The 21197-nt window shown below is 53.7% G+C and carries 24 protein-coding genes; 12 read left to right on the top strand and 12 right to left on the bottom strand.

Going from position 1 to position 21197, the window contains the following annotated elements; genetic code table 11:
• Positions 1–34: 34 nt before the first annotated feature.
• Together RA28_RS00955 and RA28_RS00950 are read left to right on the top strand one after the other, a co-directional pair.
• A complete protein-coding gene (locus tag RA28_RS00955) occupies positions 35–694 on the top strand; it encodes a TetR/AcrR family transcriptional regulator (protein WP_052261223.1) in 660 nt (219 codons plus the stop codon).
• Between the two features lie 188 nt (positions 695–882).
• A complete protein-coding gene (locus RA28_RS00950) occupies positions 883–1869 on the top strand; it encodes a DMT family transporter (protein WP_039522740.1) in 987 nt (328 codons plus the stop codon).
• Between the two features lie 7 nt (positions 1870–1876).
• Here RA28_RS00950 and RA28_RS00945 read toward each other — a convergent pair whose 3' ends face one another.
• Positions 1877–2503 carry a LysE family translocator gene (locus tag RA28_RS00945; RefSeq protein ID WP_039522738.1) on the bottom strand — a complete coding sequence of 209 codons (627 nt, stop codon included), beginning with the start codon at positions 2501–2503 and terminating at the stop codon, positions 1877–1879.
• A 328-nt stretch (positions 2504–2831) separates the two neighbouring features.
• On the opposite strand from RA28_RS00945, the gene RA28_RS00935 reads away from it, so the two are divergent.
• The gene (locus RA28_RS00935; RefSeq protein WP_039525439.1) at positions 2832–3146 is read left to right on the top strand and encodes a bactofilin family protein; all 315 of its coding nucleotides are present in this window, start codon (positions 2832–2834) and stop codon (positions 3144–3146) included.
• A gap of 86 nt (positions 3147–3232) precedes the next feature.
• On the opposite strand, the gene RA28_RS00930 is transcribed toward RA28_RS00935, so the two are convergent.
• Both RA28_RS00930 and RA28_RS00925 read right to left on the bottom strand, forming a co-directional pair.
• Positions 3233–3622: an SHOCT domain-containing protein gene (locus RA28_RS00930; RefSeq protein ID WP_039522735.1), complete on the bottom strand. Its 390-nt coding sequence runs from the start codon at positions 3620–3622 to the stop codon at positions 3233–3235.
• A 248-nt stretch (positions 3623–3870) separates the two neighbouring features.
• The gene (locus tag RA28_RS00925; protein WP_039522730.1) at positions 3871–5760 is read right to left on the bottom strand and encodes an SLC13 family permease; all 1890 of its coding nucleotides are present in this window, start codon (positions 5758–5760) and stop codon (positions 3871–3873) included.
• On the opposite strand from RA28_RS00925, the gene RA28_RS23110 reads away from it, so the two are divergent.
• Together RA28_RS23110 and RA28_RS00915 are read left to right on the top strand one after the other, a co-directional pair.
• Positions 5745–6401, top strand: coding sequence for a GNAT family N-acetyltransferase (locus RA28_RS23110; protein ID WP_446737309.1), 657 nt, complete (start codon positions 5745–5747; stop codon positions 6399–6401). The two genes, RA28_RS00925 and RA28_RS23110, sit on opposite strands and share 16 nt — an antisense overlap.
• 118 nt (positions 6402–6519) lie before the next feature.
• The gene (locus RA28_RS00915) at positions 6520–7296 is read left to right on the top strand and encodes an SDR family NAD(P)-dependent oxidoreductase (protein ID WP_039522726.1); all 777 of its coding nucleotides are present in this window, start codon (positions 6520–6522) and stop codon (positions 7294–7296) included.
• Positions 7297–7440: 144 nt separating this feature from the next.
• Here the strand turns inward: RA28_RS00915 and RA28_RS00910 are convergent, their stop codons facing one another.
• From RA28_RS00910 to RA28_RS00900, 3 genes are all read right to left on the bottom strand, one after another.
• Positions 7441–8715, bottom strand: coding sequence for a TAXI family TRAP transporter solute-binding subunit (locus RA28_RS00910; protein ID WP_082029691.1), 1275 nt, complete (start codon positions 8713–8715; stop codon positions 7441–7443).
• Positions 8716–9018: 303 nt separating this feature from the next.
• A complete protein-coding gene (locus RA28_RS00905) occupies positions 9019–9942 on the bottom strand; it encodes an MBL fold metallo-hydrolase (RefSeq protein ID WP_241481041.1) in 924 nt (307 codons plus the stop codon).
• Positions 9943–10129: 187 nt separating this feature from the next.
• A complete protein-coding gene (locus RA28_RS00900; protein ID WP_039522721.1) occupies positions 10130–11035 on the bottom strand; it encodes a haloalkane dehalogenase in 906 nt (301 codons plus the stop codon).
• 254 nt (positions 11036–11289) lie between these two features.
• Here RA28_RS00900 and RA28_RS00895 point away from each other — a divergent pair, with 254 nt between their 5' ends.
• Positions 11290–12066, top strand: a complete 777-nt coding sequence (locus RA28_RS00895) for an alpha/beta hydrolase (protein ID WP_039522718.1) — start codon at positions 11290–11292, stop codon at positions 12064–12066.
• Between the two features lie 292 nt (positions 12067–12358).
• On the opposite strand, the gene RA28_RS00890 is transcribed toward RA28_RS00895, so the two are convergent.
• From RA28_RS00890 to RA28_RS00880, 3 genes are read right to left on the bottom strand one after another with little or no spacing between them, the layout of a single operon-like run.
• Positions 12359–12739: a VOC family protein gene (locus RA28_RS00890; protein WP_039522716.1), complete on the bottom strand. Its 381-nt coding sequence runs from the start codon at positions 12737–12739 to the stop codon at positions 12359–12361.
• Entirely contained in the window at positions 12740–13753 is a 1014-nt protein-coding gene (locus RA28_RS00885; RefSeq protein ID WP_039522714.1) for a zinc-binding alcohol dehydrogenase family protein, read from the bottom strand.
• Between the two features lie 25 nt (positions 13754–13778).
• The gene (locus RA28_RS00880) at positions 13779–14069 is read right to left on the bottom strand and encodes a putative quinol monooxygenase (RefSeq protein ID WP_039522712.1); all 291 of its coding nucleotides are present in this window, start codon (positions 14067–14069) and stop codon (positions 13779–13781) included.
• Positions 14070–14173: 104 nt separating this feature from the next.
• Here RA28_RS00880 and RA28_RS00875 point away from each other — a divergent pair, with 104 nt between their 5' ends.
• From RA28_RS00875 to RA28_RS00860, 4 genes are all read left to right on the top strand, one after another.
• Complete coding sequence (locus RA28_RS00875; protein WP_039522710.1) at positions 14174–15061, top strand: LysR family transcriptional regulator; 888 nt, start codon at positions 14174–14176, stop codon at positions 15059–15061.
• A gap of 693 nt (positions 15062–15754) precedes the next feature.
• The gene (locus tag RA28_RS00870) at positions 15755–15979 is read left to right on the top strand and encodes a hypothetical protein (RefSeq protein WP_039522708.1); all 225 of its coding nucleotides are present in this window, start codon (positions 15755–15757) and stop codon (positions 15977–15979) included.
• Between the two features lie 44 nt (positions 15980–16023).
• The gene (locus RA28_RS23030; RefSeq protein ID WP_039525435.1) at positions 16024–16266 is read left to right on the top strand and encodes a glycine zipper 2TM domain-containing protein; all 243 of its coding nucleotides are present in this window, start codon (positions 16024–16026) and stop codon (positions 16264–16266) included.
• Between the two features lie 226 nt (positions 16267–16492).
• Entirely contained in the window at positions 16493–16759 is a 267-nt protein-coding gene (locus RA28_RS00860) for a hypothetical protein (RefSeq protein ID WP_039522705.1), read from the top strand.
• A gap of 276 nt (positions 16760–17035) precedes the next feature.
• Here RA28_RS00860 and RA28_RS00855 read toward each other — a convergent pair whose 3' ends face one another.
• From RA28_RS00855 to RA28_RS00845, 3 genes are read right to left on the bottom strand one after another with little or no spacing between them, the layout of a single operon-like run.
• Entirely contained in the window at positions 17036–17245 is a 210-nt protein-coding gene (locus RA28_RS00855; protein WP_039522702.1) for a hypothetical protein, read from the bottom strand.
• Entirely contained in the window at positions 17242–17712 is a 471-nt protein-coding gene (locus tag RA28_RS00850; RefSeq protein ID WP_039522700.1) for a VOC family protein, read from the bottom strand. Before RA28_RS00850 ends, RA28_RS00855 begins: the two co-directional genes overlap by 4 nt.
• Positions 17713–17737: 25 nt before the next feature.
• Positions 17738–18505, bottom strand: a complete 768-nt coding sequence (locus tag RA28_RS00845; protein WP_152611984.1) for an aldo/keto reductase — start codon at positions 18503–18505, stop codon at positions 17738–17740.
• A 104-nt stretch (positions 18506–18609) separates the two neighbouring features.
• Between RA28_RS00845 and RA28_RS00840 the strand changes: the two genes are divergently transcribed.
• Together RA28_RS00840 and RA28_RS00835 are read left to right on the top strand one after the other, a co-directional pair.
• A complete protein-coding gene (locus RA28_RS00840) occupies positions 18610–19521 on the top strand; it encodes a LysR family transcriptional regulator (protein WP_039522696.1) in 912 nt (303 codons plus the stop codon).
• 435 nt (positions 19522–19956) lie between these two features.
• Positions 19957–21150, top strand: coding sequence for an oxidoreductase (locus tag RA28_RS00835; protein ID WP_342585410.1), 1194 nt, complete (start codon positions 19957–19959; stop codon positions 21148–21150).
• Positions 21151–21197: the final 47 nt, after the last annotated feature.

Below are 21197 nucleotides of genomic sequence, written 5' to 3'. Positions count from 1 at the left end.
GGTCACTTGACCAAGATTTTCAATCCCCTAATTTGTGACACCTGAAAAAGGAACCGTTGCAGCATCGGGCGCCAGCGTAAAAATCAAAGAGGATCAGATAATTACATTCAAGAACCAACGGTCGGTCAAAGAAGCGCGGATTCTGGATTGTGCGCTCAAACTATTGATTGAAGCGGGCGATGCAGGGCTCACGATGCGCAGGATCGCTGACTGTGCCGACATGCGGCTAAGCAATGTGCAGTATTACTTTAAGTCTCGGGACGATGTTCTGATCGCAATGGTTGAACAGTACTTCGACGCATGTGCAGAGAATTTGCTGAAACTGACAGAAGAAAGCAAAGCTCAAACCCGGCGTGAGCGCGTCAGATTTCTGGTGAGCGCGGGCTTGTCGCACGGCCTCGAGATCAGCGACATGTGCCGCGCGTTTCGCGAGATTTGGGCGATCTCCAGCCGAAACGCCATCATCGACACCTGTTTGACGGGCTATTACCGCCGATTTGCCGACGTCATGGCGGATTACGCCTTTGGAGAAGACTTGGAAGCGGCTGATCGCGATGGTCTGAAAGCGCTTTTGGTTCCCTACTTTGAAGGTTATTCGGTTACCGCGCGCGCGCTGACGTTGGATACCAGCGTTATTGCGGAAATGCTTACCGACATCGTCTTGAGTTTGCCGCGCCCGCCTCTGGGGCGATAGCTTTAACAGCCGCGCAGTTATCCACCATTAACAACTCGGAGAGGGTCATCCCTTTCCGATCAAGAGATTCTGTTGGCGACACTGTTTCCCAACCGGAATCTGGTCGAAACCTCCATTCCAAAGAGAATGCGCAAAGTGGCGTGACCAGTCGGGTCGTCCGTGATAGTGGCCCATTGAAAGGGCGCTCCATGACATCACAACAGAATCTGCAAAATCCAACGGCAGGTATTGCGTTCGTGCTGATCGGGATGTTGTCGATATCTGTCAACGATATGCTGATCAAATTCCTGTCTGGCGGCTACCCCTTGCATCAGATGGTCTTTACGAGGTCCCTGATCGGTATCGGGTTCAGTTTTGCCCTCGTTCAGATGGAGGGCGGCTGGCGAATTCTTAAAACCGATCAGCCGGGTCTGCACCTTTTGCGCGGCTTACTGATTGTTGTTGCGAACCTGACGTTCTTTACGGCTCTGGCAATCATGCCTCTGGCAGAGGCCACGGCGGTGTTCTTCGTCGCCCCTTTGATGATCACTTTGCTCAGCATCCCATTGCTGGGCGAAAAGGTCGGCCCCATGCGAATTGGCGCTGTGCTGGTTGGCTTCCTGGGCGTTGTCATCATGACCCGCCCGTGGGAGGTCGGTGGCGAACGTGACGTTAGTCTGCTGATGTATGCCCTGCCGGTTCTTGCCGCATTCACCTATGCGCTCAACAACGTGCTGACGCGCTTTCTTGGGGCAAAATCCAAGGCGTCGGCAATGGCGGTTTACATTCAGGCCTGCTTTATCGTCGTCAGTCTGCTGTTCTGGTCGGTCGCAGGGGACGGGCGCTTTGCAGACCAATTTGAAAATGAAAGCTTGATCTTCCTGCTGCGTGCTTGGGTTTGGCCAGAGGGCGCAGACCGCTGGTTATTCGTTGGATTGGGATTCAACGCGGCCATAATCGGGTATTGCCTTGGGCAAGCCTACCGATTGGCGGACGCGGCAACCGTCGCGCCATTCGAATATGTCGGTCTGCCAATGGCCATTTTCTGGGGATGGGTGATCTGGGGAGAACTCCCAAATCTGCCTGTGGCAGTTGGCATCGCGCTGATCCTGGGATCTGGCCTGTTTGTCTTTGTGCGTGAACGTCAAAAAAAGCGGAGCGTCATCTCTGAAAAGAGAGTACACCGCCGATACTGAAGCGCATCTAAGCGGACCTTGTCGCCCGCGCCGTGAAGACCCCCGCCGCAAAAAGACAGCTGGCCCCAATTCGGTTGAGAAGACGCAATGCCCGGGGCTTTTGGAACTGCGACCTTAGCCCGCTGGCAAAGTAGAGCCAGAACAGACTGTTCAACGTGGCGACAGCCAAGAATGTCGCGATTAGAATCGCGAACTGCTGGAAAATTGGACCATCGGCGCTGACGAACTGAGGCACGAACGCGACGTAGAACGCAGGCCCCTTGGGATTCAGAACGCTTATAAGCAATGATTGCCAAAACAGGCTCACCAGCGGCTGGGACTTCTTCGCGCCTCCAAGCGGCATGGTCTCGACAGGAGCGGTCCAAAGAGAATACGCTAGCCAAATCAGATAAACCGCGCCTGCAAGCTTTAGCAGCGTGAAGAGAAACGCAGAGGTTGCCAATACCGCGCCCGCGCCCAGCAGGGACAGCGACATTGCAATGAACGCACCAAGGACGACGCCGGGAATTGTTGCCATACCCGAGCGCCTGCCATCTCGGATTGCATAGTTGACCGTCAGCACGATGTTGGGCCCGGGAATAAGGACAACAATTGCGCTTGCTATGGTAAATGCCAGCCAAGTCTCATAAGCCATTTGCAGCCCTCACCAAGTGCACCGTCGAATTCGATAAGATCGAAAAGTCGCACGCTTGGAAAGATCAATCCTGCGTTTGTGCCGTTTCGGGCATCGGGCCATCAACCGCGTGTTTTGTTTTTCAGCAAACTTCGCCAGATTCAAAAATCGGCTTGCGCGGTTTCCGGGACACGCAACAAATCGCCGCTCGAACACCCGTACATGGCGCACGAAAAACCAACACAGGTACGACACCGTCGGCAGAAATCTGCCTTTGTTGTAACCGTTGTTCGCATTTCCCAATGGCAGCACGTATTCCTGATTGGGAACCAACAGCGAGGAAGATGTCTTGGCAGCTACAGTGATTCAAGAAGACCTGACAATTCAAGGTGACCTGGTTGCCAAGGAAGGCGCTATCTCGGTCGCCGGGAACGTAACCGGTGATGTCGACGCAAAATCCGTCGAAATCCTGGCGCCGGGAAAAGTGAACGGTGGCATTAACGCCGAGGAAATCAAGATCGCAGGTCGTGTTCAGGGCAGTGTGAAATGCCGCGCCCTGACGTTGGAGGAGAAGAGCGAACTGAAAGCGGACGTGACCGCAGGAACCATGAAAATGAGTTCCGGAGCGAAAATCAGCGGACGCGTCGAAGCCAGCGGCGCTTAATACCAACTGATTGGCGTTTGCAGTAAGTCACCGCGCCGTTCACCATTTGGTGCAGCGCGGCCACTCCTGAATTCGGGTTTGGGTGCCTAAGCGCTGAGCAACTTGGCCTTCTGCGCGGCGAATTCTTCATCGGTCAGGACGCCCTTGTCTTTCAGGGCCGCCAGTCGCTCAAGTTCATCCGCCGCAGAAACGTTGGCAACCGATCGAACATAGTCCCGTTGGGCTGCCTCCATCTTGTTCAGCGCCTCAACATTGTGTTCCTGCATCTTGTCACCGCGAACAATCAGGTAGGCAAGAACGCCAAGCCAGGGAACGATGATCACAAAAGCGATCCAAATTGCCTTTGTGAACCCGTTCAGATCCTTGGACCGAAAAACATCCGCGACGACCGAGATCATCACCCAGAACCAGGCCACCATCAGGAACAGCCAGAAAATCGACCAAATAATGTGAAAGAAACCTATTCCATTTTCCATTCCAAACGACCTCTCGATTGACTTCGCGCTACAGGCTCACCTTGGTCTAAGCCTAAGTCGGTTATAGTGATTTCGCCAAGCGGAAATCGCCGAACTGGCCCAGACCTGGGGCGTGGGGTGGCCGCTGGTTTACGTCGACCTCGACAGATGTGTCGCGAGAAATTCGACTTCTTCGTTCTCGCTGACGCCTGTTTCGGGGCGCAAGCTGCGCGATCCGGTTCCGTCAAACAGGACTGCTCGCTGCCGGCTCAGAAGAACAACGCGAGTCCGGTCATCGAGACAACCAAGAACAAGAGTGTCATGATCCCGCCAGAGCGAACAAAATCCGCCACCCGGTACCCCGCAGGACCCATGATCAGCGCGTTGACCTGATGTGTCGGTATCAGAAATGAGTTGGACGTTGATATTGCCACCGTCAAAGCAAACACCGCCGGGTTGCCGCCAGCCGATATCGCAATTGAAACGGCAAGCGGGACCAACAGGACAGTTGCACCGACATTGGACATGACCAGTGTGAACGCGGTTGCCAAAACAGCGATCCCCGCTTGCAGCGACCAGACCGGCCACCCTTTCAGAAGTGCCAGCACGTGCGAGGCTATCCAATCCGCTGTCCCGGTGTTCTGAACCGCCTGGCCCAGTGGGATCAATGAAGCGAGCAGAAAAACGGTGCTCCAACTGATCGACTCATAGGCCTCGTCAATGGACAGAACCCTGCTCAGCACCATGCCAACAGCTCCGATCAACAGGCATAGCGACAAGCGCAAATCGGAAAACAGGATCAAGCTCAACGCAATCAGAAAGAAAGCAAGCGCCCATCCCACCTTGTGTGGCCGCAGTTCTTCCTGCGGAAAATCCGAGGTAACAACAACAAAATCCCTGTCTGACTTTAGTTGGGTCAGGCGGTCCCACTGCACGTGCACGACACATGTGTCGCCGGCCTGCAAAGGGACTTGCCCGATATGCGTGGCAGAATGATCTTCGGTTTCCACATGGCTCAAAGTTTCTTCGCCTCGCTGAATGGCCAATAAAGACAGCCCGTGTGTCTGACGAAGACGCAAATCAATCGGGGTCTGGCCGATAACCGAAGACCCCGGTGGGATAACAACCTCTGCCACCCCCGATTGCGTTGCTGCGAAGTCATCCGCAAAGACATCCAGTTGGGGAAGGATCTCCAGCCCGTAAGGCTCGGCAAACTGCTGCTGAACGACGCGACGCAGACCCAGCACTGCAAGCCGTGCCGGCGCTTCGATCTTGGTGTCCGCCATGGGCGCGATGACTTTATGGCCACGATAGGATGTGCCAAGTATGTACATGTTATGGGCGACCATCAGATCCGCAAGCGTCTGCCCGATGATGATCGAGCCTTCTGGAACCCGAATTTCGAACATGTCCGCCCGCAGCCCATAGGTATTTTCAACATAGGTCTGCATGGACCGCGCTGAACTTGCGTCCTCACCCCGCTCTCGCTGCGCCGGAAGGACCCAACGACCAAAGAGCACGAAATACAGCACCCCCGTAAGCACCAGCATCACGCCAATAGGCGTGACCGAGAACAAACCGAATGTTTCCATTTTTTGGTCAGCCGGAAGGGAGGCGTTTGCCGAAACGATCAGGTCATTCAATAGGATGAGAGGCGAAGACCCGACCAACGTGATCGTGCCGCCCAATATCGCACAGAACCCCATCGGCATCAGCAATCTGCTCATCGGGATTTCCGTACGGGCGGAAATGCGGCTTACGACCGGCAGGAAAAGCGCGGCGGCCCCGACATTCTGCATGAAGGAGCTGATGACACCGACGGTCGTTGATACAATTGGGATGATCCGCGTCTCGGTCGTGCCGCCATGTTTGAGAATTGCAGCCGCTACTTTTGACATCAGCCCTGTCTTATCCAACCCTGCCCCGATCACCATCACCGCGATGACGGACATCACGGCATTCGATGAGAACCCTTCAAAGAGTTTGGATATGTCAGCCAGATTGCCCAGCCCCGGCAAATAGCTCAACGCACCAAGCAGCACCATTACCAGAATAGCCGCGACGTCGATGCGAATAACCTCGGTAACAAAAAGAATGACCGTAAAGGACAGCAGGCCCAGTACGGCCATCATTTCGTAGGTTAATGTTGGTAGTTCCATGGTTTACCCCCAACCTGACGTTACCTGACTGGTCGCAAATTCGAATAACCACCTCTGCGGTGCGGATAAGGCCAAAAAAAGGATTGCCCAAGCCTCGCGTACCGGCATGTCTTCCCAGCATTGATGTCCGGGCGCTTTCGTGGTGCAGTCCTGGGATGACTGCCCGCTATTCCAGATCTTCAAACGCCGTAGCAGTGCGACAGGCGAAAGCTGCGGACGTCGCTCGCATCGTTCATATGCTTTGGGATGATGAACAGGGCCGTCGCCGCGAAAGCACTTTGCCAGAGAACGCCGGCACCTATCTTTCCGCCTTCGAACAGATTGAGCGCGATCCCAATAGCCACGTGTTTGTGGCAACGTTGGATGATGTCGTTGTCGGGTGTCTGCAACTCACGATCCTTCCCGGATTGTCCTATCGGGGCACCACGCGGGCGCTGATTGAAGACGTAAGGGTTGCGAAATCCAGTCGGGGACAGGGTATCGGCAGTCATCTGCTTTCCTTTGCCGAGGCCCGGGCGGCTGATCTGGGATGCAGCATGATAGAACTTTTTGTTCATGACAGTCGAAGTGACGCACACAGGTTCTATGAAACGGCGGGGTACTCCGGGGTCCATCGCGGGTTCAGAAAGAAACTGGGTTAGCGCCGGGCAAAGGGACAACGGTCGTCCATCGCGAACCCAGCTTTCCGCGTAAGAAAATGCGAGTTGAAAAATCCGGGCATCACTGCGAACGTCGAAGCCAAAGCTGAGGAGATCGCCCATGCCCAATACTGCCCTGATTACCGGTGCATCCTCCGGCATAGGCCGGGAATTCGCGCGACTGCATGCCAGCAAGGGGGGTGATGTCATCATCACAGCGCGGCGCGCAGAAGAGTTGGAGGCGCTCAAAACAGAGCTGGAGGCCGAGCACCGGGTGGCGGTCACAACAATCCCACTGGACCTTGGTGCTCAGGGCGGCGCGCAAAAGCTCTATGATGCCGTGAAGACGGCGGGCAATCAGGTCGAGGTCCTGATCAACAATGCAGGCTTCGGTGGGCATGGGAAATTCATCGAGCGCGAATTGGAGGCTGATCAGGCGATGATCGATCTCAATGTCGACGCGCTGGTCGCGCTTTGTCACTTGTTTGGCAAGGATATGGTGGCGCAAGGCGGCGGCAGGATCCTCAATGTCTCATCGACGGCGGCGCACATGCCTGGACCGTTGCAAGCCACGTATTTTGCCACAAAGGCCTTTGTTTCAAGCTTCAGCCTCGCACTGGCCGAGGAGCTGAAGAACGACCGGGTGACGGTAACGGCGCTGGAGCCGGGTTATGTCGAAACGGGCTTTGCCGACGCTGCGGATTTGGCGGGAACAGGTCTTGTTGCCCAAAAGGGAAAAACGGCCGCCGAAACCGCCAGAATTGGCTATGACGCAATGGAGATGGGCAAATTGACCATAATCAACGAGGGCCGGTTGAGTTTCATGTTGAACTGGGTTCTGCCATTCCTTCCGCAGAAGGCCAAACTGTCGATGGTGCGAAAAATGCAAGAGAAGTAGAAGTTGGGCCCGGATACACTCAACAGGTCCGCCAACGGCACTGCATTCCTGCCGCAAAAATCACTCAACCTGGTTTCGGATGGTCGCAGATTATACGGAACCGGGTTTGCGCCAAACCCGTCTCAATATGCGCAAAAGACTGAATTACGATTCTGTGCTTCCGCCCGAGCGGCGGCGTTCGATTTCCTGAGCGATCAGCTCTATATGCAGGCGCGCGTCGTATGCCTTCTGACGGTATGCCAGAGGCAAGTTCAAATTCGCGAGGGTCGCGGCGACGTCATTGAGTTTCTTCGCGACGGTTTCGATCTCGTCAACCGTCACTGCATCCTCGATTTCTGCCTCCAGCGAAGCAATGTTCTGGTAGTGACGCCAAACCCTTCGGTTTTGAAACCATACGTAAAGCGCGGGAACGAGGCGCAACAACGGTGCAAGAAACAACAATGGCAAGAGAAACAGCAGAACGCGCCCAAACTGCGCCGCGACCCAGAATGGGAAGATGTCATGAAGAATGTTTGGCCCGGAATTGATCATGTGCCAGGCGACATCATTGATCGGCGCCGGAGGTGAATTGGTATTTGGAAACTCTTTGGCCGCTTGCAGGACTGACCGATCTCCATGAATTTTGTTTGCGCTGTGGGCAAGGCGGTCGATCACCGCCGGATGAAGGTCGCTTGTAGCGATCATCGATGCCGTCAGGGTGAGTATTTTGACATCCTGCGCAGGTCGCGGCGGAGCCAGCGACGTTGACCCTGCCGGCACAACCACGGAATGACCGCTGACAAATTTGAAAGATAAAGCATCGATCAAGGCCATTTGGATCAAATCCAGTTCGGGATCGACGATAGCCTCAGTCAGGTAGGGGGCATCCAAAGGCGACACAAACAAGGCCGCGTCCGCGTCACCGACCCGCAGTGCGGAAATGGCATCGAGACCACCAATTTCCAGCAGTTCGATGCCTGAGTTTTGCAGACCCGCTGCCTGTATGAGAGCCAGAGCCGCAGCACGTGTACCTGACCCGACCTGACCCGCTGCCAGACGGATCCCACGCCAATCTCCGGGATACCGGCTGACCTGTGCACCTGTATGCTTGAAAACCACAAGCGGCTCCGGAAACAGAGCGCCGAGAGACTCCAAGCCGTCACCGCCGGGTATCGGTATTCCGCCCTGTACGAAAGCGACGTCGACGTCGCCGTCAATTAACCTTTGAATGTTCTCAACAGAACCGGCAGTCTCAACCAACTCGACCGTGATTTCGTCTTTGGCGAGCTTTGATCGATACTCCTCTCCGATCCGCCAATATCCGCCGTCTTTTGGCCCCGTCGCTAGCCGGATGCTGTCGGGCGGAACAAGACTGCTTATGAGCAGAACAACCATAACAACGACGAAGACGGGTATGAGAAGGGTAAAGAAAAGTCGCATTGATCCTCTTTGAGGTTAACGAAATCCCGCCAATGATCTGTTTTGCGGCTGCCTTTAGTCAATAATTGAACCATTTCTTCCCACAACGCGTCCCAACCAACGTCCCGCCCGCCCTTGGGTCGCGTAGCCGTGGCTTCCTTGGTATGAAATCAGGCTTCGCGTATTGGTTCTGCGCCATTGTTTAAAACGCCGTTGATTGCGTCTGTGTTGTCATATTGCGTCTGCTTACCGAAGGCTAAAACGGCTGAATTCGAAAGCCTCGTTACGGACTTAAACATCGTCAATTTTGGTCAGAGGCAGACTTTAACGGTCAAAGCCCGAAACTATACGGGATACTAAATCTCGTTCTTCCCAGCGGAATTTACCGTTATCGGCTTTCACATGCCCTATTGAGGGCAACGCGAAGTGGGACCCCAAAACAAGGCTGCTGGTTTCCGAGCAATGCTCAAGCAGTGATCTACGAGATTTAACCGCCAGATCTGCATCGGCATCGAATTTGAAATGCCAATCGGGATGCTGACATTGCGCGGTCGTATGAAGTGCGTCGCCAGTAATCACCGCCTCTTTGCCACCGCTTTTCACAAGTACAGAAACATGACCCGGCGTATGTCCCGGCGTTGGAAACAACGTAACGTGATCCCCCAGCTTGTGTCCCGCCTCCACCAGTTCAACCTGACCAGCTTCAACAACAGGCAAAACGCTTTCGACGTAGGCATTGCTGTTTTGCAAACGCTGAGTTTCCTCGTCATCCTTGGGCATCAGATAGCGCGCATTTGGAAAGGTGGGCACCCAACGGCCATCTTCCAGCTGCGTGTTCCAGCCTATGTGGTCGACGTGAAGATGCGTGCACAGCACGTAGTCGATTTCATGAGTGCCCACGTCAGCGGCTTTCAGGGCTGCCATAAACCGACCGTCAGAGCGTTGATGCCAGGCCGCATGATTTTGGTTGGTCTTGTCATTGCCGACACAGCTGTCCACCAAAATGTTATGTGAAGGCGTTTTCAGAAGGAAACCCTGTATGGGCAAAATCAGACGACCAGAGTTGGGATCAATACTGCCCGGGACAAGGTTTTCAATTATGGCTCTGACATCTGGTCCTGCGGTTGGAAACAACTCTTCCGGATTCATGAAAGGGGCATGAATTTCAAGAATTCGCCAAACCTCGACATCGCCAATCTTGCAAAGCATCGTCTTCAATCCCTTGGTTGCCCGAATATTGAAAGACAATCGGCTTTTCGGGCAATTGAAACAAGGTTTTCGAAGCGGTCACCAAAGTCGCGACCAAATACACCAACGCCTTGTGACACTATGGAGTGGACTGCTGGCAGGTTACGCGGCGTCGGAAAGACGTTGGCTCATCATACATAAGATCTTCGCCCTTTGGCAAAGCGGCAGGATTGGTTTCTGATAACCGCTAGGTTTCCCCGATGAATTTCAGTGTCGCTCGTGCCAACTCCGGGCCAGCATCTTCTTGAATGAAATGCCCTGCATTTGGGATTACTTCATGATTTCGACCAGCCGCCCCCGGGATTGACTTCTGAAACACTTTGTCCACTCCAGCCATGATTTTATCATCTTCTCCAAAGACAGTCAGGAACGGGGTGTTCAGGGTCTTCAGGGTTTTCCATGCGTCACGATTGGCTTCAGACGCGGGGCTGTCGGGCGTATCAGGCACCAGCATCGGAAACTGCCTGGCGCCTGCCAGAAACCCCGGGTCAGGAAATGGCGCATTGTACGCAGCGACCTCGTCCTCGGAAATCTTGGATGTGGTGCCACCGAAAACGATACGACCCGAGTTGAAGTCGGGCACCGATTGTGAAAACGCCCGCCATGAAGAAAACGCTTCGCCCAAAGGCCTGTCTCCGGTTGGTAAAGCCGTGTTTGCCACAACAACACGAGCGAACCGTTCCGGCATGCTCGCAACCAACCGCAAGCCTATGAGCCCGCCCCAATCCTGACAAACCAGGGTGATGCCCATTGGATCAACCTGTCTTAGCCATTCGGACATCCAGTCTACGTGGCGTTGGTATGTGTAGTCGGACCGCTCGGTTGGCTTGTCGGACCGCCCAAAACCGATCAAGTCGGGAACGAGAACGCGATGACCCGCCTCTTTGAATATTGGGATCATGTGCCGATACAGGAAACACCAGGTCGGTTCCCCATGCATCAGCAATACTGGCGGTGCGTCTGCGGGCCCTTCGTCCAAATAGTGAATCCTGAGACGGCCCCCCTCAGTATCATCCACGTCAAGGTAATTCGGGGAAAACGCAAAATCCGGCAAACCCTCAAAACGGTGGTCAGGTGTGCGAAGGAACTTCATTATGAACTCTCCAAAATGCTGACGGTCATTGCCCACCAAAAGTGATCGATAAAACCAAGGTGGTCCAGTTCCTGCGTATTCGGTTTTAGGATCATCACGGCACGTAGTGGTTGGTTGGCAAAGCGTGGCGAGGCTCCGCTTTGCCAACCGGTCAGCAATTATCCAACTTCCGGCAAAGCAAGATTTCGTTGTACTCGGCAGGACGTTCCGCCGACAGTAGGTTCGACTGACTTGAAAAGAAATTGGAGACTCGAATGTCGAAAGAGCCTAAGCCGCCGGTTTTGCTTTTGACGGGGACAAATGCAGCTGCGTGGACGATGGCCAATGTGCAAGCTTACTTTGAAGCAGCTGGATATACCTGCCACAGCCTGACTTACCGCCATCACGATCTTCCAAACGGTCCCGAACGCGACCGAAAGCTGATTGGATTGAGTATCTCAGATTACGTCGACGATGCCCGGCAAACGATCACAGAAATGGGGGAGTCTCCGGTGGTCGTCGGCCACTCGCTTGGTGGCGTCGTTGCACAACTTTTGTCGGCTGAAGATCTTGTCAAAGCCGCCGTTCTTCTCAACAGCAGCGTGATGAATGGCGTTTTGGCAACCACCGACGGAGAGCGTGATCTGGCAAAGCTATTCATTTCTTCAGGTGCGTTCTGGGAACGGGCCTTGGGGCAGGATCTGGATCTTCTCGCAAAATACGGACTTAACACTCTACCAAAAAACGTGCAGCGCGATATTCACGCGCGTCTCGGCACCGAGTCCGGTCGTGTTCTGTTTGAGTTTGTCTTTTGGATGTTCGACACGCACCAAACGACCCGCGTTGACCCTGCCAAAATCTCATGTCCTTTGCTTTTCGTTTCGGGAACAGAAGACAAGGCAGTTGCGACAAGCACTGCAAAAAAAATGGCAAACCGCTATGAGACTGCCGATTTCCTGACTGTTGACGGGGCTTGTCACTATTTACAGTTCGACGAATCCTGGCCCGTGACGGCGCAGAAAGTACTGGATTGGCTTGGCCGCAATACGTGATGGGTTTTTCTTCGCGCGGTCAACCTGCGCCTTGTAAACACGTAAATTCGAGAACCCGTTTAGGCAATTTCTTAGGCAAGTCGACACGAGTTTGACATCATTTGGTAGAAGGCAAAGACGTATTCCTGTTGGTTTTAAGGTTCTTTAGGCTGATATCCGGACAAACGTTTACCCTGCACAAAGCTGTTTGCTTCAAAGTCTTTCGACACATTCCGCCAAGGATTCCAGCCTTTGATGAGAAAGACATTATAACACTGTTTTTTAAAAGGCTATTGGGTCGAAGTAGGACGATTTAATCCGCCTCATCAAAGTCGATATGAATATGATTTCCGTCAGGATCAGCCAAATGGATTTGGATCAAGCGGGTTCCCGGGACTTCGGTCCTGTCGTACTGAATCTGACGCGAGGTCAGCCTTTCTTCGAATGCCGTCAATCCTGTGGCCGAAAGCGCAAAATGCTCAAGTTTAAGCTTCACTTCAGAGCCGACGCTGGGCGGTCCTTCCCGGCCAACAAGATGGACAACGGCGTGATCACCCGCATACATCCAGGCTCCGGGAAACGGGAAATCGGGACGGGCCCCGGGACTTAAACCCAGGACCTCTTCATACCACGCCACCATGTCAGGCAACGCGTTCGTCACGATATTTACATGATCCAGCCGTTCTATTCTCATCTAGAAGCCCTCAAGCACAAGCTTACCTTTGGCCTTTCCGCTTTCAAGTACCGCATGCGCCTTCATTAAGTTGCTGGCATTGATTGTACCAAGTGTTTCGGTTGCCGTGGACCTTATCTTTCCTTCGTCTATCAACCCGGCCACCTGATTCAGGATTTCGCTTTGGTGGTTCATATCACCTGTCTCAAAAAGCGACCGCGTATACATGAACTCCCAGTGTATTGATATCGACTTGGGTTTGAATGGCGCAATGTCGAAACTTTCTGGATCGTCGATCAACCCAAAACGACCTTGGGGCGTCATGACTTCCCCGGCCTGAGTTGAATAAAGCTGGGAATGGTTTGTCGAATAGATGAAATCAACGCTTTGGACACCGAGTGCCTTGAGCTGCGGCGCAAAGGGTTTCGTATGATCAATGACCAGTTGCGCGCCCAATTCCTTAACCCACTCTTGTGTCTCGGGTCGGGAAGCTGTGGCTATCACGGTCAAATTGGTGAGTGCCCGCGCCAATTGAATGGTAATTGACCCAACACCGCCCGCGCCACCAATAATCAGCAAGGTGTCGGCGCCACCAATAATGGCGTCTTGGACTCGCAACCGGTCGAACAGCATTTCATATGCGGTCAGAGTGGTGAGTGGCATGGCCGCAGCCGCTGATGCCTTTATGGATTTTGGAGCCACTCCGACAATGCGCTCGTCCACCAGATGAAACTCGGCGTTGGTTCCAGGTCGATTGATTGCGCCTGCATACCAAACGGTATCACCCGCATTGAAAGTTGTTACCGCTTCGCCAACGGCTTCGACAATCCCTACGGCATCCCACCCCAAGATCTCGGGTGCTGGTCCTTCCGGTGCGCGGTTTTGCCGAATTTTCGTATCCACCGGATTGACGGACACGGCCAGTACTTTCACCAACAAGTCATGCCCTTTCGGCGTAGGCTTGTCGGCCTCGAAATCGACCAGTGCGCCTTCCCGATCAATCGATCCTGTCTCACGGTATCCCACGGCTTTCATAACGCGTTCCTTTGTCCCTTCTTTATCAACCGATGATGGTCATTTCATTCAAAGTGAATTCTGCAACGGCGCCTTCGGTTGCTTCCAGATACGCAGCCAGATGCTGAGCGCCCATGTGGGTCTGCCATAGCTCTCGGCTTTCCCAATTTTCGTAAAACAGGAAATGTGCCGGATTGTCGTTATCCTGATGCAGGTCATAGTTGATGCAACCCTCTTCGGCGCGGGTAATGTCGATGAGCTTGAAAAGCTCAGCCTTTACAAGGTCAATCTTATCGGGGTTGGCTTTGATGTTGGCGACGATTGTCAGCTTGGACATTGGAGCAGGTTCCTTGTTCTCATACGCGATGGGCGAGATTTACGCCGCGGCCATTCCGGGATAAACAGGACAAAATCAAACATATAATCCGGAAAATCCGTATAATGCTTTTGGACAATCTTCGCTTGTTTCTGACCATAGCCGAGAAGGGCAGTCTTGTGGCCGCGGCGCGAGAGACGGGGGTGTCGACTACGACGGTGTCCGAACGCCTCGCAGCTCTGGAAGCGTATTACGGAGTGGTTTTGTTCAACCGCACAACCCGTTCCATCAGCCTGACCGACGAAGGCCGGGTCCTCGCCGATGGTGCAAAAAACGTTCTCAGTGAGGTTGCGGATCTGGACACACTTGTTCGGCATGGCGCTGAAACGCTGTCTGGTCCAATTCGTATAAGTGCGCCCATCGACCTGGGACGGAGCATCGTATCCGACGTCATTGTTGAATTCACCAAAACGAACCCTGCTGTCTCCATTGAGCTGTCGCTATCGGACGGCTACGTCGACCTGGTAGGGCAGGGTTTTGACCTTGCCGTTCGCTTCGGCAACATCACGGACAGCTCGCTCAGGTTGCGGAATCTAGGAAGCTACTATCGGTTCGTCTGTGCATCCCCGGAATACCTGGCCAATTTCGGAATGCCCAAGCAGCCAGAAGACCTATTGGAGCATAACTGCCTGGTCATGAGGTTTGGGGACACGATCGACAGTGTTTGGGAGTTTGGGTCAGGACCAAGTGCCCGGCGCATCTCGGTAAAAGGAAATCGAATAGTCAATGACGGTGCCCTCATCCGCGATTGGGCGATTGCTGGCCATGGGATTGTCTTGAAATCGGAGCTGGACGTGGGCGATGATATTCGATCTGGTAGGCTGGTTTCAGTTTTGGAAGAGTTCCTCCCACCTCCAAAGCCGTTGCAAATGATGTTCCCGCCCAGTCGGGCCCAACCACGACGCATTACGGCCTTGGCCGAACACTTGCGCCGCAAGTTTGGCGCAAGCTGAGGCGAAGCAGCGCAGATTCACGGGTGACTACAGCGCAAAAATTGATTGCCAGAGGATTCAGTCGCGTCTCCACGAACCCTGCAGGTGCGCTATAAACACTGCTCCTAAAAGATAGATTTCATTGAGAAAACTACTGGATCAGCGCCCATAATTCTGTGCAACATTTACGCGTAAGTCTGAATTTACTGCCTGTTAATTCGCGCAACCCAGAAAATGCGCTCAACTTGTGGCTAACCTCATGCTGGCCCTTTGGCCAACAAGTCCGACCAAGTGAAATCCTGATGGATCATCTGGAACATGGACCATGTAGGTTACGCAGTCATCCCTGCTTGCCCAATCAAACCGACGCAATTCACCACGCCAGAAAACAGACCCCACTCGATAAATTCACACCCAGAGTTCGCCCCCTAAAGTGTCACAATCAAATGGCGGAGTTTAGCTATGATCAATCCAGCGATGTCGATGGCTGTTTCCCGGCATAATACAGATGACATCACCTGTTTCTGAAAAAGTCTTAATGTTTCTTAAAGCGCACCGCTAATCTAGCGGACTCACTTAAACTCCGTGAGTTCAAATTCATATCCAAGAAGTATCGTCGCAACCTAGGCTTCGCACTTCAGCGAACAGGATGTCTTTTGCCCCCGAATGAAGCGCAGCCGAGGCTGTTGCTATTGCCCCAAAAGGAGTTTTGTCTTGAAAAAACTTGCGCTTCCCGTAGCCGCAGCGCTGTTCGCCGCAACAAGCGCCCTTGGGGATGAAGGCAAATTCGAAACGTTAATGCTGTCCGGCATATTGCTGGTTCAAACCGATACCGAAACCGGACAGTTGCGGATGTGTCGTGTGAATCCTGAATTGGTCGTGTCACGCGAACCCGTTGAATTGACCCCTCCAACCTGTGGGAACTGGAGCGAGAAGTGAACGGAACATCAAAGCGCAGCAATCACAAACGGAAGGAAGCAAGAATGAAGAAGACAGTTTTGGCCTGCCTGCTTGGCGGCACATTCGTTTTGGCAGCATGTGGAGCGCCCAGCACGCCGACGCAAGCGCAAGTTCAGCACGATGCGCGCTGTGCCGCTGGCATTCTGGGTGGCGCAGCTCTCGGTGGGGTGGTTGGCAACCGTTTTGGTGGCGGATCGGGCAAAACCCTGGCTACGGCAGCGGGTGCCGGTCTGGGAATGTATGCCGGGCAATCAGTTTGCAATTGAGGACATGCCCAAGCCGATTGGTTGAGGACGACGCCCCGCTTTACGCGGAAACCACATGCCAGATTGGGGACGCCTGGACGTCACGAATTTCAAGGAAAGTCCCATGAAGAAGGCGGCCCTGAACTGGCTAAAGAAGACCTAATACTCGGTTAATCATTACCAAATTCATGAGCATCAAGTTTGTCACGCGATATGGTGTTGAATAAAGAAAGGCACTGGAAAGGCAATGGTTTATGAAATCAGTGTAGATATGGCGCTTTCGGCCATGAAGGTTTCTTCAGCAGTTCAGGAAAGAGATGACCAACTTTACGCAATGGGCGTATGTGAAACCATGGGACTCACGCCTTGTGAAGCCGCTGTGGTGATTATGGCCAAAGACGACGAATTCGCAAAACCCAAGGAGACCGAAGTCTGCATCAAGAAATGGGCGTGCGAAGGAAGACTGGACCCCACGAAACCGGCTGCCCGAGACCGGGTGCCAGCAGACGAATAGAGGCCAGATTGCCAAGCCCCAATGCAAGAACGGCGAAAAGCAGGACATAACCCAGACCGGTGACCGCAAACTGTTTGAGAAGCACGCTGCCCAACGTGAAGCTGACACCAGCGGCCGATAATATGAGCCAATAGGAGGACATCGCAGTATCTTTTGGATTTTCTGGCGGTTTAGGCAGTGCCGGTTGAGAGAGACTTCATAAGCAACAAGACTTCGCCTGTGTAGTTACGGGGTTGGTTTGGGTCTGATCTAGCATTTTGAGGTCCTTTCTTGCGTTCAGTGTTCAAGCCAGCTTTTCAAGCGTGATTTTGCAAATGGCATGGCCACGTAGACCATCGCCGGCACCATCAATGCAGTCAGGATGAGGGTGCGAAGCGGTGTTGCGAGATCGCTGACAAAGGGCTCCAACCCTGTCAGAAGAAGCGTGATCATCGGGTAGACGACGGCCCAGGTCAGCAATGCCAGCTTGTGAATGTTCTGGGTCATTTGTCGTGTTCTCCCTCCAATTCTGACAGCGGCGTCAGGAACTCTATGAAGTTGCCATTGTTGTCCTGAATGAAGATCAGTCGCCGACCGGCATCAGGGAAACTTGTCGGAGGAACCACCATTTCAACGCCGCGCTCAGTTAGGATTGACGCAACACCGTCGACATCCGGCGTTAGAAACGCGAGGTGGCCAATGCCGCGGTCAGCAAGCGCTTCGCCAAGGTCCTGGGGAGTCTTGCGAACCTGAAGTGCATCTGGCGTTTCGACAACTTCGATCAAGAAGTCACCACGCTTCAGGTAGGCCAGCTTGATGCCTGGAAGGTCTGGAACCGTCCATTCGTGGTGAATGTCGAAATCGAGCTTGTCGACATACCAGGAAATCGTCTCGGCGTAGTCGTCTGTGGAGATCATCACATGCTCCATGGTGAGTTTTCCGAGGTTGGTTGTGCTTTGTGCTGATGCGGCCATCTTTTTTGCTCCTTTATCGAGGCGATTAAGCGAGATCCCATGCCGACCAGTTCTCTTCGAGATGCTGGATCGACGTCGTTCCGGGGATGACAACGATGTTTGGCGAGCGCTTCAGAAGCCAAGCGATGGCCTCTTTGGGTTCGAGCTTGGCACCCTGACGCATTGGATGCGCGCCGAGCGGCCCGTAAGGGATAAAGGCAATGCCTTTGTTCGCTGTATAGTCGACAAGGTTATCTTCGTCGGCTTCGTTCATATTGAAGCGGTTCTGAACACTTGCGATTGGAGTCACCGAAAGGGCTCGGTCGAGCTGTTCGCGCGATACGTTGGACAGGCCGATATGGCCAATACGCCCGTCCGCTTGTGCTTCCGCGAGAGCAGCAATCGAGGTTTCGATGGGTGTTTCTGGGTCGACACGGTGAAGCTGGAACAGATCAATGCGGTCGCGGCGCAGATTGACGAGGGCTCGATCAACCTGATTAAGTAATGCGTCACGGCTACCGTCGGTTATGATCTTGCCTGGTTCTGGTTTATCGACACCGCCCTTTGTGGCCAGAACGACATCCCGACCCTCAAGCGCCTCACCCACAATGCGGTCAGCATGTTCTGGCCCGTAGGCCCAGGCACTGTCGAAGAAGTTCACGCCAAGATCGGCTGCACGGCGCAGCAGGGCAAGTCCCTGGTCCCACTTGGGATAGGGGCCAAAATTGCTGGGCTGATCTGTAAGACGCATGGCGCCGTAACCGAGGCGGTTCACGGTCAGATCGTTGGTTATTTTGAAGGTTCTTTTGGTCATCTGAGTTTTCCTCATGACAAGTCGTTGCTGTTGAGGAGTAAGATGATTGAAGCCGAGGATACTCTGTAGACAGTTTATAAGGGTATCTGTTATCTGCATTATGCATGAGCAAACCATTAGACCGCCTCGCCCTTCTCGAAACTTTTGTGCGCATCGCCGAAAAGGGCACAATCAGTGGTGCCGCACGTGATCTGGGCATTTCTCAAGGCTCCGCCAGTCGTCAATTGAAAGACCTGGAAGAGCGCCTTGGGGTCCAGCTTGCGCGTCGCACAACGCATTCATTGGCGTTGACGGAGACAGGACTTGACGTGCTTGCCGATGCCCGCGAGTTGCTTGCCGGATGGGATACATTAGAGGAGCAACATGCGCCTGATCCTGAGACCTTGAGAGGTCCGCTGAGGATCGTTGCGCCCGTCGCGCTCGGTCAATTGCATCTTGCGGAAATCGCAATCGGATTTCAGGCCGCACATCCCAACGTCACGTTAAACTGGCATTTGCAGGATGAGCCAATTCGCTTTGCAGAAATTGGATGCGATTGCTGGATCAAGGTTGGACCTGTCCCTGACGACACACTTATCGTGCGTCGTCTAGGGCGGGTTGAAAGGTTGGTTGTCGGCACTCCATCGATTGCGAAACAAATCAAGGGCTCCAGACCGGATGGCGCAAAAGAGCTTCCATTCGTGTCCCTGACGCCGTTTGAAGGGGCAAATGTCGGGCTATCTCATTCAGATGGTGAGCAATGCGATCTGAATGTTGCTGCCAAGTTGTCGACAAACAACATCATGTCACTAAAAAATGCAGCGCTATCGGGGCTTGGGGCGGCAGTTCTGCCCAGATGGTTCGTTGCGTCGGAACTTGCATCAGGCGATCTGATTGACTTACTTCCTGATTGGCGGGCAGCAATGCTGGACGTGAACCTCGCGTATCTCCCTGCGAGGCGCCAACCGCGTCGGCTTTCTGCATTCATCGACGCGCTTGAAGAGGGTTTTGGCAACATCCCAGGTATTATTGTGTGAAAAATCCGTTGACCGGATTGTTAGGTGGCCGAAAGCGTTTCAGAATCCAGCCGTCGTGACCTAGTGAAACTGAGCCAAGAAATGGCCTGCATTGTGAATATAGGGAATTTGTTGCTGTTCTCCGTACAGCCGCAAAATCGCGTTATGGGTTCAAGACCAAATTTATCTGCAACTTGCGCCAGCGACCGGTGGCAGTCAAAACCGGACGTTCAACTGTGAGCTTTGCAATACCCAAGCAGCGCAAGAATTCAGCAGTTCTGTTTTGAAGACTCTGTTTACCCTATGTCTATCTCAGTAGTGAACCTGGTGTCCTAATCCCGAAACTTCAAAGTTGTCCGATTCACCTCGGTTCTTTCTGATAGAGGCATTGAATCTCTATCAATAAAGCGATCCATTTGATCGACTTTCCTCACTGATGGATAGACGGGCACCGGTATGAGCATGCGATATCACCATCCCCTGGCGAGCAATTTGGAACTGCCTTGCGGCGTGGTGCTGAAGAACCGAATTGCCAAGTCCGCGATGTCGGACTCCCTCGGAGATGGGCGAGGTAATCCAACAGATCCACAGATCAGCCTGTACAGGCAATGGGCCGATGGTGGGTTGGCATTGGCGATCATTGGTGAGGTTCAAGGCAATCCCAGCAAAGCTGAGAAGCCGGGCAACTTGGTGTTGAGGGACGATGCAGACCTGCCTCAGTTTCGACGCCTTGCCGAGGCGGGATCAAACAAAAGTGCACAACTTTGGCTTCAGCTTGGTGACGCTGGCGCAATGGCGCATTCCCCAATCAGTACGCCAAAAGGCCCGAGCGCGCTTGAAGTGGGCGCACTGAAATGTGGTGCGCTTTCTCTGGAAGAGATCAAACGATACCCATCAAACTTTGCCCGCACAGCTCTTTTGGCTAAGCAGACTGGGTTTGGCGGGGTTCAAATACACGCCGCGCACGGGTTCCTGCTCAGCCAATTCCTGTCCCCGCTTTTCAACAAAAGAGAGGATGAGTATGGCGGTCCCATCGAAAACCGAATGCGTCTGATTATCGAAGTTATCTCCGAAGTCCGCCAGCAAGTTGGCCCAGGTTTTCCTATCGGGATCAAGCTCAACGCCTCAGACCAGTTACAAGGTGGGCTCAGCGAAGAGGACGCTCTGAAGGTCGTCGCTGCGCTGAACGAAACAAGCCTTGATCTCGTCGACATCAGTGGCGGTACTTACTTTCCCGGTGCGCGGGCCGCTTCTGATGCCGCCGGAAAAGGCCCTTACTTTGTCGACTTCGCACGCCGCGCTCGCTGTTTGACATCAAAGCCCCTGATGCTCACAGGTGGGTTCAAGACCTACGAGCAGGCTTTGAATGCCCTTTCCGTTGGTGTCGATTTAATCGGGCTGGCGCGCGCGCTTGTTCTTGATCCATCACTCCCAACCCGTTGGCTCGAAGGCGACAATCAAGCCCCCACTTTCCCAAGGTTCCAAAATCCACCGGAAGGCGGCGTGACGGCCTGGTACACCATGCGGTTGACTGAACTTGCCGAAGCTCGGAATTTATCCGGCCCTGAATGCCTGCCTGAGGCGATGCGCGCCTACGAGGAGCGAGATGCCGCGCGCGTGCAAACCTGGAACGCCCGCTTCAATGTTTGACTGACACACATCAACCGTGTTGGGTATCGAGCTTACGAACAACGATG

The sequence above is a fragment of the Ruegeria sp. ANG-S4 genome, assembly GCF_000814005.1.
Lineage (GTDB): Bacteria > Pseudomonadota > Alphaproteobacteria > Rhodobacterales > Rhodobacteraceae > Ruegeria.
This window is presented reverse-complemented; position numbering and strand designations above follow the sequence as displayed.

What these genes read in the sequence shown, in the direction of transcription:
- RA28_RS00950 (WP_039522740.1), top strand. Translation starts at nt 883, where the DNA reads ATGACATCACAACAGAATCTGCAAAATCCAACGGCAGGTATTGCGTTC.
- RA28_RS00945 (WP_039522738.1), bottom strand. Translation starts at nt 2,503, where the DNA reads ATGGCTTATGAGACTTGGCTGGCATTTACCATAGCAAGCGCAATTGTT.
- RA28_RS00930 (WP_039522735.1), bottom strand. Translation starts at nt 3,622, where the DNA reads ATGGAAAATGGAATAGGTTTCTTTCACATTATTTGGTCGATTTTCTGG.
- RA28_RS23110 (WP_446737309.1), top strand. Translation starts at nt 5,745, where the DNA reads ATGTTGGTAGTTCCATGGTTTACCCCCAACCTGACGTTACCTGACTGG.
- RA28_RS00925 (WP_039522730.1), bottom strand. Translation starts at nt 5,760, where the DNA reads ATGGAACTACCAACATTAACCTACGAAATGATGGCCGTACTGGGCCTG.
- RA28_RS00915 (WP_039522726.1), top strand. Translation starts at nt 6,520, where the DNA reads ATGCCCAATACTGCCCTGATTACCGGTGCATCCTCCGGCATAGGCCGG.
- RA28_RS00910 (WP_082029691.1), bottom strand. Translation starts at nt 8,715, where the DNA reads ATGCGACTTTTCTTTACCCTTCTCATACCCGTCTTCGTCGTTGTTATG.
- RA28_RS00900 (WP_039522721.1), bottom strand. Translation starts at nt 11,035, where the DNA reads ATGAAGTTCCTTCGCACACCTGACCACCGTTTTGAGGGTTTGCCGGAT.
- RA28_RS00895 (WP_039522718.1), top strand. Translation starts at nt 11,290, where the DNA reads ATGTCGAAAGAGCCTAAGCCGCCGGTTTTGCTTTTGACGGGGACAAAT.
- RA28_RS00890 (WP_039522716.1), bottom strand. Translation starts at nt 12,739, where the DNA reads ATGAGAATAGAACGGCTGGATCATGTAAATATCGTGACGAACGCGTTG.
- RA28_RS00885 (WP_039522714.1), bottom strand. Translation starts at nt 13,753, where the DNA reads ATGAAAGCCGTGGGATACCGTGAGACAGGATCGATTGATCGGGAAGGC.
- RA28_RS00880 (WP_039522712.1), bottom strand. Translation starts at nt 14,069, where the DNA reads ATGTCCAAGCTGACAATCGTCGCCAACATCAAAGCCAACCCCGATAAG.
- RA28_RS00875 (WP_039522710.1), top strand. Translation starts at nt 14,174, where the DNA reads ATGCTTTTGGACAATCTTCGCTTGTTTCTGACCATAGCCGAGAAGGGC.
- RA28_RS23030 (WP_039525435.1), top strand. Translation starts at nt 16,024, where the DNA reads ATGAAGAAGACAGTTTTGGCCTGCCTGCTTGGCGGCACATTCGTTTTG.
- RA28_RS00860 (WP_039522705.1), top strand. Translation starts at nt 16,493, where the DNA reads ATGGTTTATGAAATCAGTGTAGATATGGCGCTTTCGGCCATGAAGGTT.
- RA28_RS00855 (WP_039522702.1), bottom strand. Translation starts at nt 17,245, where the DNA reads ATGACCCAGAACATTCACAAGCTGGCATTGCTGACCTGGGCCGTCGTC.
- RA28_RS00850 (WP_039522700.1), bottom strand. Translation starts at nt 17,712, where the DNA reads ATGGCCGCATCAGCACAAAGCACAACCAACCTCGGAAAACTCACCATG.
- RA28_RS00845 (WP_152611984.1), bottom strand. Translation starts at nt 18,505, where the DNA reads ATGACCAAAAGAACCTTCAAAATAACCAACGATCTGACCGTGAACCGC.
- RA28_RS00840 (WP_039522696.1), top strand. Translation starts at nt 18,610, where the DNA reads ATGAGCAAACCATTAGACCGCCTCGCCCTTCTCGAAACTTTTGTGCGC.
- RA28_RS00835 (WP_342585410.1), top strand. Translation starts at nt 19,957, where the DNA reads ATGAGCATGCGATATCACCATCCCCTGGCGAGCAATTTGGAACTGCCT.